Source organism: Anaerostipes sp. AF04-45 (genome assembly GCF_003461725.1).
In the GTDB taxonomy this organism is placed as follows: Bacteria; Bacillota; Clostridia; order Lachnospirales; family Lachnospiraceae; genus Anaerostipes; species Anaerostipes caccae.
Genome location: NZ_QTXQ01000003.1, coordinates 357,471 through 371,211 on the forward strand (window position 1 = coordinate 357,471; position 13,741 = coordinate 371,211).

Genomic DNA, 13,741 nt, shown 5'->3' on the forward strand with positions numbered 1-13,741 from the left:
CACAAATCCACAGCCCCTACGGCTTATACTGCGGATTTTTAATATATATTTAAGTATTTTTGAACCTGAAAGGAGTTATACACAATATGAAAATCGTTTGTAATAAAAGCGACCTGGTTTCCGGTGTCAGCATTGTATCCAAAGCTGTTTCCAATAAGACAACACTTCCTATTCTTGAATGCATTCTTATGGAGGCAAGTGCCGGTACAATTACATTGACTGCAAATGACATGGAACTGGGCATCGAGACAAACATAGAAGGAAATATTTTAGAACAGGGAAAAATCGCTCTGGATGCCAAGTTATTTTTTGAGATCGTCAGAAAACTGCCGGATAATGATGTTACGATCGAAACAGATTCTGATTACAAAGCAACTATCACTTGTGAAAAAGCATGTTTTCATATTGTGGGACAGGAAGGATCAGAATTCCCATATCTTCCGGAAATTGAAAAAGAAAAAAGCATCACTTTGTCTCAGTTTACTCTGAAAGAAGTTATCAGGCAGACAATATTTTCTATTTCTGACAATGAAAATAATAAACTCATGACAGGTGAGCTGTTTGAGGTTGAAGACAAAAAATTAAATGTTGTATCGCTGGACGGACACAGAATTTCCATCAGAAACATTGAATTAAAAGAGAGTTATGATTCTTTTAAAGTTGTCGTTCCAGGAAAGACACTTCAGGAAATTACAAAAATTATTTCAGGTGATGCGGAAAAAGATGTTATAATTTACGTGACGAATAAGCATATCTTATTTGAATTTGATCAGACCAGAGTTGTTTCAAGACTTTTGGAAGGGGAATACTATAAGATAAGTCAGATGCTGTCCAGTGATTATGAGACGAAGATCACGATCAACAAAAAGGAATTTTTGGACTGTATTGACCGTGCCAGTCTTTTGATCAGAGAATCTGACAAGAAACCTATCGTTATCAATATCACTGATAATTCTCTGGAGCTGAGTATTTCATCTTTCTTCGGATCAATGGAGGAAAACATCCTGATTCAGAAAGAGGGAAGGGATATCCTGATTGGATTTAATCCAAAATTTTTGATGGATGTACTGCGTGTCATTGATGATGAGGAAATCAATATATACCTTGTCAATCCGAAGGCGCCCTGCTTTATCAAGGATGATTCGGAATCCTATATTTACTTAATACTTCCGGTAAATTTCAATCACTAGAAAGGAAATCTTGATGGAGCAGATTAAATTGAGTGAAGAGTATATAAAACTCGGCCAGGCATTGAAGGCTGCCGGTCTTGTAAGTTCAGGGGTGGAGGCAAAGATCGTCATTCAGGACGGACTGGTCAGTGTCGATGGAGAGATTGATACGAGAAGGGGAAAAAAGCTGTACGGCGGAGAAGTCATCGAATTTGACGGACAGGCTGTAAAAATTGTGAAATAATCGGGTGCCTTATGTATATTCAGTCTTTAGAGTTAAAAAACTATCGGAATTATGACCGTCTGATCATTGAGTTCTCCAGCGGCACCAATATCTTGTACGGTGATAATGCGCAGGGGAAGACGAATATCCTTGAGGCAGTATATCTGGGGGCAACAACCAAGTCCCACCGCGGAAGCAAGGATAAGGAGATCATACGTTTCGGAGAAAATGAATCCCATATAAGGATTCATCTGATGAAACAGGACATTGGGCACCAGATTGACATGCATCTGAAAAAGAGCAGGACAAAGGGTGCGGCCATTGACCGGATTCCCATCAAGAGATCCAGCGATCTTCTTGGCTTTGTCCCTGTCATATTTTTTTCGCCGGAAGATCTGAGTATTATAAAAAACGGGCCTTCTGAGCGGAGAAAGTTTTTAGATATTGAGCTTTCACAGCTTGAAAAAATGTACCTTCATCAGCTTTCCAGCTATAACAGGGTGATGGCACAGAGGAATAACTTACTAAAGCAGCTGGCTTACCAGCGTGAACTTTTGGATACATTAGACAGTTGGGATCTCCAGCTTGTCAAGTATGGATCGGAGGTCATCCGGTACCGGCAGAAATTTATTGAGGATCTCAATGAGATCATCAGGGAGATCCATAAGAATCTGACGGGAAAAAAAGAAAAAATTGTTTTGAAATATGATTATAGTGTAAACTATGATGAATTTCTGACCGTTTTACAGAGAAAGAGAGAGATTGATTTAAAATATGCTTCCACAGGGGCAGGGCCTCACCGCGATGATATTGAATTTTTGGTAAATGGAATTGATATCCGCAAATTTGGGTCACAGGGGCAGCAGAGGACAGCAGCCCTTTCATTGAAACTTGCTCAGATTGAGTTAGTAAAAAGACAGACCGGAGAGACACCGATTCTGCTCCTGGATGATGTGCTGTCAGAACTGGACAGCAGCCGGAAGAATTATCTTTTGGACAGTATAAAAGACATTCAGACTTTGATCACATGCACAGGGCTGGAAGAATTTATTAACAGTCATCTGCAGATTGACAAAATGTTTCAGGTCAAATTAGGTAAAATTGTCAGAGAAAATTAGGAGGAACGTATGGGCACTGAGAAAAAAGGAGAATATGGTGCGGATCAGATTCAGATCCTGGAGGGACTGGAAGCTGTACGAAAAAGGCCCGGAATGTATATTGGAAGTACATCCGCCAAAGGGCTTCATCATTTGGTATATGAAATTGTGGACAATGCGGTCGATGAATCACTGGCAGGTTACTGTGATACGATTTATGTGACACTGAACAAAGATAATTCTGTTACGGTGCGTGACAACGGAAGAGGGATTCCGGTAGGGATGAATAAGAAAAAGGGCGTATCCAGCGTGGAAGTCGTATTTACAATTCTTCACGCAGGAGGAAAATTCGGAGGCGGAGGATATAAGGTTTCCGGAGGACTTCACGGTGTGGGATCATCCGTAGTAAATGCTCTGTCCAACTGGCTGGAAGTCAATGTTCATACAGATGGGAAAATATATAATCAGCGATATGAAAAGGGAAAAGTATGTTATCCTCTGAAGGTTGTGGGAGAGACTGAATTAAACGGAACCGAAGTAAGCTTCCTGCCCGATGATACAATCTTCGAAGAAACAATATTTGAATATAAAGTGTTGAGACAGCGTCTGCGTGAGACAGCATTTTTGACGAAAAACCTGAGAATTATTCTCAGAGATGACCGTCAGGAAGAACCTGTCGAAGAAGTATTCCACTATGAAGGCGGGATTAAGGAGTTTGTCACTTATTTAAACAGAGGAAAAGAAGCCCTCTATGATCAGGTAATCTACTGTGAGGGAGAAAAAGACGGGGTTTATGTGGAGGTTGCTATGCAGCACAATGACTCCTATAACGAAAACTCTTTAAGCTTTGTCAATAATATTATTACGCCGGAAGGGGGAACCCATCTGTCCGGCTTTAAAAACGCGCTGACAACAACCTTTAATGATTATGCAAGAAAGAATAAGCTGCTGAAGGAAAATGAGAGTAATCTTTCCGGAGAAGATATCCGTGAGGGACTTACATCCGTCATCAGCATTAAACTTGGCGAGCCTCAGTTTGAGGGTCAGACAAAACAAAAGCTTGGAAACAGCGAAGCCAGAGGAGCAGTCAACAGCATTGTCAATGAGCAGCTTACCTATTTTCTGGAACAAAATCCGGCAGTTGCAAAGATTATATGTGAGAAAGCAGTTTTGGCGCAGAGAGCCAGAGATGCTGCCAGAAAAGCAAGAGATCTTACCAGAAGGAAGACTGCTTTGGACGGGTTCAGCCTGCCCGGAAAACTGGCGGACTGTTCTGACAAGAATCCTGAAAACTGTGAGATTTATATCGTCGAGGGTGATTCTGCGGGAGGTTCCGCAAAAACGGCCAGATCCCGTGCAACCCAGGCAATCCTTCCTCTGAGGGGAAAAATTCTTAACGTAGAGAAATCCAGACTCGATAAGATTCTGATGAATAAAGAAATTCAGGCAATGATCACAGCCTTCGGCACAGGCATTCATGATGATTTTGATATTGAGAAATTACGGTATCATAAAATTATTATTATGACAGATGCCGATGTGGACGGAGCCCATATTGCAACGCTTCTCCTTACGTTCTTTTACAGGTTCATGCCGGATCTGATCAAGGAGGGATACGTATATATGGCTCAGCCGCCGCTTTACCGTGTGGAGAGAAATAAAAAGTTTTGGTATGCTTACTCTGATCAGGAATTGAACAATATTGTCAATGAGATCGGAAGAGACAATAATAACAAGATCCAGCGCTATAAAGGTCTGGGTGAGATGGATGCAGAACAGCTCTGGGATACTACTATGGACCCGGATAAAAGAGTGCTGCTGCGGGTAACCATCGATGAGGATTCCGCATCTGAAATTGACCTGACATTTACGACACTGATGGGTGATCAGGTGGAACCGAGGCGTGAATTTATTGAAGCCAATGCAAAATATGTCCAGAATCTGGACGTATAGGAAGGAATATAATATATGGACGAGAATACAATTTTTGATAAAGTTCATGACGTTGATCTGAAGCAGACAATGGAGAATTCCTACATCGATTATGCCATGAGCGTTATCGCTGCAAGGGCCCTTCCTGATGTAAGGGACGGGCTGAAGCCGGTTCAGAGGAGAATCCTCTATGCGATGATCGAACTGAACAACGGGCCGGATAAACCGCACCGTAAGTGTGCACGTATCGTCGGGGATGCTATGGGTAAATATCATCCTCACGGTGACAGTTCTATCTATGGGGCATTGGTTAATATGGCTCAGGAGTGGTCGACCCGTTATCCTCTGGTAGACGGCCACGGAAATTTTGGTTCTGTGGACGGAGACGGCGCCGCTGCCATGCGTTATACGGAGGCAAGGCTCAGCAAAATTTCCATGGAACTTTTGGCCGATATCGGTAAAGATACGGTCAACTTTATTCCGAACTTCGATGAGACGGAAAAAGAGCCCCAGGTGCTGCCGTCAAGGTTTCCGAATCTTTTAGTCAACGGTACACAGGGAATCGCGGTCGGAATGGCTACGAATATTCCGCCTCATAATCTCACGGAAGTGATCAATGCAGTTGTAAAAATTATCGATGATCAGGTGGAGAGAAACCAGGTTACAGATATTGAAGAGTTATTAGATATCGTAAAAGGACCGGATTTTCCGACTGGGGCGACGATTTTAGGAAAAGCGGGCATCAGTCAGGCATACCGGACAGGACGCGGAAAGATTAAAGTCCGTGCCGTCACGGATATTGAGCCGATGGCCAACGGAAAACAGAGAATTGTCGTAACCGAACTTCCTTATATGGTCAATAAAGCGAGACTCATTCAGAAGATTGCAGAGCTTGTAAAAGATAAAAAAGTAGACGGTATTACAGAAATACGGGATGAATCTGACCGTACCGGCATGAGAATCTGTATTGAGCTGCGTAGGGATGCCAATGCCAATGTCGTCCTTAACCGTCTGTTTAAGCATACCCAGATGCAGGATACGTTCGGAGTTATCATGCTCTCATTGGTAAACAATGAACCTAAGATCCTGAATCTGTTTGACATGCTCAATTATTATCTGGAACATCAGAAGGACGTTGTGACCAGAAGGACAAAATATGAGCTGAATAAGGCAGAAGAACGGGCTCATATTTTAGAAGGTCTGCTCATTGCCCAGGACAATATTGATGAAGTCATCAAGATCATTCGGGCAGCAGCAAATATCACGGAGGCGAAGACACAGCTCATGGAGCGTTTTGCCCTGACCGATGCACAGGCACAGGCAATCGTGGATATGAGGCTGCGTGCGCTGAACGGTTTGGAGCGCGCCAAGCTTGAAAAAGAATATAATGAGCTGATGGCAAAGATCACAGAATTAAAGGCGATTCTTGCCGACGAAAAACTTCTTTTGGGAGTGATCAAAGATGAACTGGTTCTGATCCGTGACAAATATGGGGATGAGAGAAGGACCTCTATCGGATTTGATGTAGACGATATTTCCATGGAAGATCTGATTCCAAGAGAAAATACGATCATCACTATGACAAAACTCGGATATATCAAGCGTATGACGGTGGATACCTTCAAAAGCCAGAACAGAGGCGGAAAAGGTATTAAAGGAATGCAGACCATTGATGAGGATTATATTGAGGAATTGTTTATGACAACTTCCCATCACTATATTATGTTTTTTACAAATATGGGAAGAGTGTATCGGATGAAAGCCTATGAGATTCCGGAGAGCAGCCGGACGGCCAGAGGTACGGCGATCGTGAATCTGATCCAGCTGCAGCCGGAGGAAAAGATAACGGCGGTCATCCCGATCAATGAATATAAAGAGGATCATTACCTGTTTATGGCTACCAAGAGCGGGGTTGTGAAAAAATCACCGATCATGGAGTATGCAAATATAAGAAAGACAGGACTTCTGGCGATTACGCTGAAAGAAAATGACGAATTGATCGAAGTGAAATTTACAGACAATGACCAGGATGTATTTCTTGTGACAAAGAACGGACAGTGCATCAGGTTCCATGAGACAGATGTCAGATCTATAGGACGAACAGCCATGGGTGTAAGAGGAATCAACTTAGATGGAGACGATGAAGTCATCGGCATGCAGCTGAATTCCCAGGGTGAAGCATTGCTGTTTGTGTCTGAAAATGGAATGGGAAAACGGACTGCCATGACTGAATTTACTCCTCAGCACAGAGGCGGAAAGGGTATCCGCTGCTACAAGATCACTGAGAAAACAGGAGATGTGGTCGGAGTCAAGGCTGTGGATGAAGAAAATGAAGTCATGATGATCACTACGGAAGGTGTTGTGATTCGGATGGGAGTCGATGGAATTTCTATGCTTGGACGGAATACATCGGGAGTCAAGCTCATGAATTTAGACGACAATGTGATTGTGGCAAGCCTGGCAAAAGTACGGGATGAAGAAGTGGAACAAGAGAGCGAAACTTCAGAAGAAGAAACAGAATAAAGATCAAAAGTCAGAGCATGGCATCAGCAGTCTGTGCTCTGACTTCGCGTATCACAGAATGATTTTTTGGAGGAAATATGAGAACGATCCATACAGATGAGATGATCCGCAGTATCAGGGACATGTGTATTGAAGCCAACCTGACCTTATCAGAAGATATGAAATGCAGGCTGAAAAATGCAAAAGAGACAGAAAAGACTCCGCTTGGAAAGCAGATTTTATCCCAGCTCAATGAAAATATGAAAATTGCCCAAGAAGAACAAATTCCGATTTGTCAGGATACGGGGATGGCTGTGGTATTTTTAAATATTGGCCAGGATCTGCATATTGAGGGCATGGACCTCCACGATGCGGTCAATGAGGGGGTCAGACAGGGATATAGAGAAGGTTATCTGAGGAAATCTGTCGTGAAAGATCCTCTGATAAGGGAAAATACGAAAGATAATACACCCGCGATTGTGCATATCGATATCGTTTCTGGGGATAAACTTGAAATTTTAGTAGCTCCCAAGGGATTCGGAAGTGAAAATATGAGCCGGGTATTTATGCTGAAACCGGCAGACGGAGCGGAAGGTGTCAGGAAATCTGTTTTAGAAGCCGTGAAGGATGCAGGACCGAATGCCTGTCCGCCGATGGTCGTCGGAGTGGGTCTTGGGGGCAGCTTTGAAAAAGCAGCTTTTCTGGCAAAAAAAGCGCTGACCAGAAACCTTGATCAGAGATCTGAGAAAGAACATATCCGTATCCTGGAAGAAGAACTCTTACAGGAGATCAATCAGCTGGGAATTGGTCCGGGGGGACTGGGAGGCAGCACCACTGCCCTTGGAGTAAATATTGAGACTTATCCGACACATATCGCAGGAATGCCTCTTGCCGTAAATATATGCTGTCATGTGAACCGACATGTACATCGGGTTTTATAAGGAGTTAGAGAGATGGATAAATATGTAACAGTACCCGCCGGAGCCGATGAACTGAAAAATCTGCGGGCAGGAGATTATGTTTACTTAACCGGAACCATTTATACTGCCAGAGACGCGGCTCATAAGAGGCTGTATGAAGCGGCAGAAGAAAAAAAGGAACTGCCGGTAAACTTAAAGAATCAGATTGTCTATTATCTCGGCCCCACACCAGCCAGGGAAGGCCAGGTAATCGGTTCGGCAGGACCTACGACCAGCAGCCGCATGGATAAATATACTCCGCGCATGCTTTCTCTTGGATTAAAGGGCATGATAGGAAAAGGCAAAAGGTCTGAGGACGTGATCGAATCTATGAAAGAAAATGGCGCAGTCTATTTTGCAGCAGTAGGGGGGGCAGGAGCACTTTTGTCAAAGTGTATCAAAAAATCTGAGGTCGTTGCGTATGAAGACTTGGGAACAGAGGCAATTCGGAAGCTTGAAGTTGAGAATCTTCCGGTAATCGTTGTGATTGACAGCCATGGGAATAATTTGTATGAGACGGCAGTAGTAGATTATAAAGCAAACTTTTTGGAATAATATTTAAAATATTGTCAACAATATACCTGTACTTCACAAAAACTTAAAGAAAATGAAAAGAAATGTTTATGTAATTTATGGTAGTATTATGTAGAATATTGAAGATGAATTTTCTTTATAAACTCAGCAATGAAAAACAAGAAGGAGCAGATAATATGTTAAGGTATATTTTTGACCCCGAATTTAATAAATATGGGAGAGTAATAGAAGATTTTGATTTCAGCCAGCTGAAACAGTATATGGACCGTATAAAGGCTTCAAAATATCTGGAAGAACAGCTGTCTGTCGAAGAGATGGAGAAACTGCCGGTGTGCCATAAAATTCAGTGCCAGCTGTTTCATGAACTTCCGGTGCAGATCGGATATATGAGCGGGCATAATCACAGAATTCATGGCGTAGAATATCACAAGTCGAAAGTCATACATATTGCAGCAACAGACTGTGTCATGTACCTGGGTCTGAGCCAGGATATCGAACCAAATCATGAGTATCATACATCCAGAATGGAAGCGTTTTTTGTCCCGAAGGGCACAGCCGTGGAGTTAAACTGCGGCGTACTTCACTGTGCTCCATGCAACGTAAACGGATATGGGTTTAAGCTTATCTGTATTGCACCAAAACATACAAGTGAACCATTTGGTACGAAAGTAAGAACGGAAAAGGATAAGATTTTGTTTGCAAGGAACAAGTGGCTGATTGCTCATAAAGATTCCGATATTGAAGGGGCATTTTACGGTCTCAAGGGTGATACGGAAGCAGTGTAATACAAGTCAGTACCAGTAACGGCACCAATTTAATTTGGTGCTGTTTTTTTTATATTTTTATATAGATGATATTAAATACAAATTATTATATCAAATGATATTCCCTATAAAGTTTTATTCTCATATTTTCATCATCGACAGCAAGCCTGGCATCTTCAATTCTTCCATCCAGAAATAATTTCTGGATCAGAGAGGCAAGTATATGTTCACCTTCAGCCTTTCCTAATTCTTTGCTGAATTTCATCTGTGTAGCGTAATCGGATAGATTTTTCTGGCTGAAGAGGTATTCATCCATGCGTTCAGGATCGCGTTCCAGTTCTTTGACGGCTTCCTCGATATAGGGATCTTTCTCAATTATCATACGTTCCTCCTCTCTGTCGGCATTGATAAGGCATGCCCACTCATATAGGGATTTATGATTATGTTTTACTGCAGATTGGCTCAGTTTTTTTAATTCAATTACATGAATTTCCCATTGGTCGCTGTATAGGGTATATCGCTGATCTTCCCTATGTCTTCAATAATTGTGTATAAATCCAGAATAGACAATTTTTCTTCCGGAAGATCCTTAGGCAAATACCGGTTTTTTATACGAATGTTTCTGATCCTTTCAGGCTGAATGTGAAGGATACTGATCAAAAAGCATTTTATGACTTTAGGTTGCTTCATAACTTGAGTGAAAGCATAGTCATTTTTTAAGGATACAAAAATATTTTTCTTTATCTTTTGTTTTATCTCCTTTAGTTTATCATGAAAGAACAATTATTTTACAATATTATAATATAAATATTTAACATAAAATTATTTATTCTTTGTCTGATTCAATTATTTTAGTACCTGTAAAAAATAGTTTTAGCGGTCATATGCTGTTTTTGCAGAAAGGGAAAATATTATGAACAAAATAGGAATACAGTCATTTGGCGCAGCAGAACGAAACAGTGTACCATAAGCGTGATGATAGTCTTGTTTTTGTGGCTCTTTTGGTATGACAGTGGTAAAATAAAAGAGATATCATAATTACTTAAATCCATTGACCAGGAGGGACGTTTATGGAAAATATACCAGAAGTAGTTTTAGGAATTGCAGCGGTCAGCAGGGATTGTTTCCCTATGTCACTGTCCGAGAACAGGAGAAAACTTGCTGCAAAAGCCTATCGGGAGAAATACGGGGAAATCTTTGAATGTGAGACTTGTATTGAAAATGAACTGGACATGAAGAAAGCCCTTGAAGAGCTTAAAAAAGCAGGATGCAACGCATTGGTTGTTTATCTGGGGAATTTCGGACCTGAGACGGCTGAGACATTACTGGCCAAAGAATTCGACGGACCGGTGATGTTTGCGGCGGCAGCCGAAGAGACACAGGATAAGCTGACCGATGACCGGGGTGATGCTTACTGTGGTATGCTCAATGCCAGCTATAATTTAAAGCTTAGAAATGTAAAGGCTTATATTCCGGAATATCCGGTGGGGACTGCCGGGGAAGTAGCAGACATGATTCATGAATTTGTACCGGTGGCAAGGGCAGTGATCGGCGTGCGTAACTTAAAGATTATTTCTTTCGGTCCGAGACCACAGGATTTCCTAGCCTGCAACGCACCGATCAAGCAGCTTTATAATCTGGGAGCCGAGATTGAAGAAAATTCTGAACTGGATTTGTTTGAGTCTTTTAAGGCACATGAGGGTGATGAGAGGATTCCGGATGTTGTAAAGGACATGGAGAAGGAGCTGGGAGAGGGAAATAAAAAACCTCAGATACTGCCTAAACTTGCACAGTATGAGCTGACCCTCCTGGATTGGATCGATAAGCATAGAGGTTCCAGGAAGTATGTGGCCATTGCAGGGAAGTGCTGGCCTGCTTTTCAGACTCAGTTCGGCTTTGTTCCGTGCTATGTGAACAGCAGGCTGACAGCAAAGGGAATTCCGGTGTCCTGTGAGGTGGATATTTATGGAGCTTTGAGCGAATTTATCGGCACGGCAGTCAGCGGGGATATTGTGACTCTTCTGGATATTAACAACACAGTGCCTGATGACATGTATGAGACAGAAATCAAAGGTAATTATGAATACAGCCGCAGAGACGTGTTCATGGGATTCCACTGTGGAAATACGGCTTCAGAAAAGCTTTCTTTTTGCGAAATGAAAAATCAGCTGATCATGACGAGAACGCTGCCCGAGGAATCTACACAGGGAACACTGGAAGGTGATATCATACCGGGAGACATTACATTTTACCGGCTTCAGAGCACATCAGATGCAAAATTAAGAGCATATATCGCGCAGGGAGAAGTACTCCCGGTGAGGACAAGATCCTTTGGAGGGATTGGTGTTTTTGCCATACCGGAAATGGGAAGATTTTACCGTCATATACTGATAGAAAAGAACTTCCCGCATCACGGAGCAGTTGCGTTCGGACATTTTGGAAAACTTCTGTTTGAGGTATTTAAGTATCTGGGAGTGGAGCAGACGGAGCTCGATTTTAACCGGCCGAAGGGAATGCTGTATCCGTCTGAGAATCCATTTGCATAATGGTGGAAAGGAGCTGAAAGATGTATTACATAGGACTTGACTTGGGGACTTCTGCACTGAAGCTGTTGTTAATGAGCGGGCAGGGTGAGATTTGTAAGATTATTTCCAAAGAGTATCCAATTTCATTTCCAAAACCAGGGTGGTCAGAACAGAACCCTGTGGACTGGTGGAATGCTGCTGTGGATGGAATACGTGAATTGGTCCGGGATGTTGTGGATAAAAATCAGATCAAGGGCATCAGCTTCGGAGGACAGATGCACGGCCTGGTCGTTTTGGACAAAGATGATCATGTCATCCGTCCCGCAATTCTGTGGAATGACGGCAGGACGGCAGAAGAATGTAAGTATCTAAATGAAGTGGTGGGCACAGAAAAATTGTCTCAGTACACTGCCAATATTGCTTTTGCAGGTTTTACCGCGCCTAAGATCTTATGGATGCAGAAACACGAGCCTGAGAATTTCAGAAAAATTCATAAAATTATGCTGCCAAAAGATTATCTTGCCTATCGTCTTTCCGGTGTGTTTTGTACTGATGTCTCAGATGCATCAGGAATGCTTCTGTTTGATGTGGAACATAAATGCTGGTCGGAAGAAATGCTGAATATCTGCGGTATAAAGAGAGAACAAGTGGCGGATATTTACGAGAGTTATGAAGCAGTGGGCACAATAACGCCTGAAGCTGCAGGAGAATTGGGACTTCCCCAAAATGTAAAAATTATAGCAGGCGCAGGGGACAATGCGGCAGCGGCCATCGGAACAGGAACCGTGGGGGACGGCAGATGTAATGTTTCCCTGGGAACATCGGGGACTATTTTTATTTCAAGCAAAAACTTCGGAGTGGATGAAAATAATGCTCTTCATTCTTTTGCACATGCGGACGGACATTTTCATTTGATGGGCTGTATGCTGAGTGCCGCATCCTGTAATAAATGGTGGATGGAAGATATTATTGGAACAAAAGAGTATGGAAAAGAGCAGGAATCTGTTCAGAATCTTGGAGAAAACCATGTGTTTTTCCTTCCATATTTGATGGGAGAACGCTCTCCGCATAATGATCCGGATGCCAGAGGGGCATTCATCGGTATGTCTATGGACACAAAGAGATCAGATATGACACTGGCAGTGTTGGAAGGTGTTGCTTTTGCAATGAGAGACTCACTGGAAGTGGCAAAATCCCTGGGAATTGATATCAAGAGAACAACGATTTGCGGAGGAGGAGCAAAGAGTCTGCTCTGGAGAAAAATCATGGCTAATGTCCTGAATCTTGAAGTTGATATTATAGAAAGCGAAGAAGGTCCGGGATATGGCGGCGCGATTCTTGCGGCAGTCGGATGCGGCGAGTACGATTCTGTGGAAGAGGCAGCAAAGAAATTGGTGAAAGTCGTGGATACAGTAAAGCCCGATTCAGAACTGGTCAAAAAGTACGAAAAACGATATAAGATTTTCAGACAGATTTATCCGAATCTGAAATTCCTTTATCCAATGCTCTGAATTATTTAAAGTAATATAGCAAATACACCTTTTCTCCGCTGTTTGTTCTTTACAGCAGCGGGGAAAAGCAGTTTACGGGAAGTCAGATATATCAAAACTCATATTCAGGAAATCTGGAAGTTGTGAGAAATACATGCTAATACTACTATATATAGTAGTAAAGAATTATATTCCAATTTTTAATAAATTATTTCATAAAATCTATTGACAAAGAGTTGGGAGTTTGATAATATATTCAAGCGTCACATGAAGACGCAGTATCATAACATAATTGTTTAGGCGCTTTTGGAGAAGTACTCAAGTGGCTGAAGAGGCGCCCCTGCTAAGGGTGTAGACCGTTTGCGCGGTGCGAGGGTTCAAATCCCTCCTTCTCCGTTTTTATAAATTCAAAAAAGAATTTGTAAAAAATGAAAAAAGTTGTTGACACAGAAAAATAAATATGATATTCTAATATAGCTGTCGCAAGAGAAACGACAAAAAACGACAGCAGAACCTTGATAATTGAACAATAAGACAACCTTGAAA

At 42.2% G+C, this 13,741-nt stretch carries 12 protein-coding genes and 1 tRNA gene; 11 read left to right on the plus strand and 2 right to left on the minus strand.

The window, feature by feature from the left end:
• Window positions 1–86: 86 nt before the first annotated feature.
• The 8 genes from dnaN to DWV34_RS06795 all read left to right on the plus strand — a co-directional run bounded on the left by dnaN (window position 87) and on the right by DWV34_RS06795 (window position 9,201).
• Window positions 87–1,190 (plus strand): DNA polymerase III subunit beta, encoded by a 1,104-nt coding sequence (dnaN, locus tag DWV34_RS06760; protein ID WP_006565389.1) that lies wholly within the window; start codon window positions 87–89, stop codon window positions 1,188–1,190.
• 13 nt (window positions 1,191–1,203) lie between these two features.
• Entirely contained in the window at window positions 1,204–1,413 is a 210-nt protein-coding gene (locus DWV34_RS06765; RefSeq protein WP_006565390.1) for an RNA-binding S4 domain-containing protein, read from the plus strand.
• 11 nt (window positions 1,414–1,424) lie between these two features.
• Entirely contained in the window at window positions 1,425–2,510 is a 1,086-nt protein-coding gene (recF, locus tag DWV34_RS06770; RefSeq protein ID WP_118475788.1) for a DNA replication/repair protein RecF, read from the plus strand.
• Between the two features lie 9 nt (window positions 2,511–2,519).
• The gene (gene gyrB, locus DWV34_RS06775) at window positions 2,520–4,442 is read left to right on the plus strand and encodes a DNA topoisomerase (ATP-hydrolyzing) subunit B (RefSeq protein WP_006565392.1); all 1,923 of its coding nucleotides are present in this window, start codon (window positions 2,520–2,522) and stop codon (window positions 4,440–4,442) included.
• A gap of 15 nt (window positions 4,443–4,457) precedes the next feature.
• A complete protein-coding gene (gyrA, locus tag DWV34_RS06780; protein ID WP_006565393.1) occupies window positions 4,458–6,944 on the plus strand; it encodes a DNA gyrase subunit A in 2,487 nt (828 codons plus the stop codon).
• A gap of 77 nt (window positions 6,945–7,021) precedes the next feature.
• The gene (locus DWV34_RS06785; protein ID WP_006565394.1) at window positions 7,022–7,864 is read left to right on the plus strand and encodes a fumarate hydratase; all 843 of its coding nucleotides are present in this window, start codon (window positions 7,022–7,024) and stop codon (window positions 7,862–7,864) included.
• A gap of 12 nt (window positions 7,865–7,876) precedes the next feature.
• A complete protein-coding gene (locus DWV34_RS06790; RefSeq protein ID WP_006565395.1) occupies window positions 7,877–8,437 on the plus strand; it encodes a Fe-S-containing hydro-lyase in 561 nt (186 codons plus the stop codon).
• Between the two features lie 155 nt (window positions 8,438–8,592).
• Window positions 8,593–9,201: a DUF4867 family protein gene (locus DWV34_RS06795; RefSeq protein ID WP_009290248.1), complete on the plus strand. Its 609-nt coding sequence runs from the start codon at window positions 8,593–8,595 to the stop codon at window positions 9,199–9,201.
• An 85-nt stretch (window positions 9,202–9,286) separates the two neighbouring features.
• Here DWV34_RS06795 and DWV34_RS17615 read toward each other — a convergent pair whose 3' ends face one another.
• Window positions 9,287–9,670 carry a hypothetical protein gene (locus DWV34_RS17615; protein ID WP_227032543.1) on the minus strand — a complete coding sequence of 128 codons (384 nt, stop codon included), beginning with the start codon at window positions 9,668–9,670 and terminating at the stop codon, window positions 9,287–9,289.
• Entirely contained in the window at window positions 9,661–9,870 is a 210-nt protein-coding gene (locus DWV34_RS18090) for an Rpn family recombination-promoting nuclease/putative transposase (RefSeq protein WP_233444286.1), read from the minus strand. Before DWV34_RS18090 ends, DWV34_RS17615 begins: the two co-directional genes overlap by 10 nt.
• 380 nt (window positions 9,871–10,250) lie before the next feature.
• On the opposite strand from DWV34_RS18090, the gene DWV34_RS06805 reads away from it, so the two are divergent.
• From DWV34_RS06805 to DWV34_RS06815, 3 genes are all read left to right on the plus strand, one after another.
• Entirely contained in the window at window positions 10,251–11,726 is a 1,476-nt protein-coding gene (locus DWV34_RS06805; protein ID WP_009290251.1) for an L-fucose/L-arabinose isomerase family protein, read from the plus strand.
• A 20-nt stretch (window positions 11,727–11,746) separates the two neighbouring features.
• A complete protein-coding gene (xylB, locus tag DWV34_RS06810; RefSeq protein ID WP_118475790.1) occupies window positions 11,747–13,216 on the plus strand; it encodes a xylulokinase in 1,470 nt (489 codons plus the stop codon).
• Window positions 13,217–13,503: 287 nt separating this feature from the next.
• Window positions 13,504–13,591, plus strand: a tRNA-Ser gene (locus DWV34_RS06815).
• The last annotated feature ends 150 nt before the right edge of the window (window positions 13,592–13,741 follow it).

Bases quoted from the DNA above. Each gene is read 5' to 3' on its own strand.
- dnaN (WP_006565389.1), top strand. From the start codon at position 87: ATGAAAATCGTTTGTAATAAAAGCGACCTGGTTTCCGGTGTCAGCATT.
- DWV34_RS06765 (WP_006565390.1), top strand. From the start codon at position 1,204: ATGGAGCAGATTAAATTGAGTGAAGAGTATATAAAACTCGGCCAGGCA.
- recF (WP_118475788.1), top strand. From the start codon at position 1,425: ATGTATATTCAGTCTTTAGAGTTAAAAAACTATCGGAATTATGACCGT.
- gyrB (WP_006565392.1), top strand. From the start codon at position 2,520: ATGGGCACTGAGAAAAAAGGAGAATATGGTGCGGATCAGATTCAGATC.
- gyrA (WP_006565393.1), top strand. From the start codon at position 4,458: ATGGACGAGAATACAATTTTTGATAAAGTTCATGACGTTGATCTGAAG.
- DWV34_RS06785 (WP_006565394.1), top strand. From the start codon at position 7,022: ATGAGAACGATCCATACAGATGAGATGATCCGCAGTATCAGGGACATG.
- DWV34_RS06790 (WP_006565395.1), top strand. From the start codon at position 7,877: ATGGATAAATATGTAACAGTACCCGCCGGAGCCGATGAACTGAAAAAT.
- DWV34_RS06795 (WP_009290248.1), top strand. From the start codon at position 8,593: ATGTTAAGGTATATTTTTGACCCCGAATTTAATAAATATGGGAGAGTA.
- DWV34_RS18090 (WP_233444286.1), bottom strand. From the start codon at position 9,870: ATGAAGCAACCTAAAGTCATAAAATGCTTTTTGATCAGTATCCTTCAC.
- DWV34_RS06805 (WP_009290251.1), top strand. From the start codon at position 10,251: ATGGAAAATATACCAGAAGTAGTTTTAGGAATTGCAGCGGTCAGCAGG.
- xylB (WP_118475790.1), top strand. From the start codon at position 11,747: ATGTATTACATAGGACTTGACTTGGGGACTTCTGCACTGAAGCTGTTG.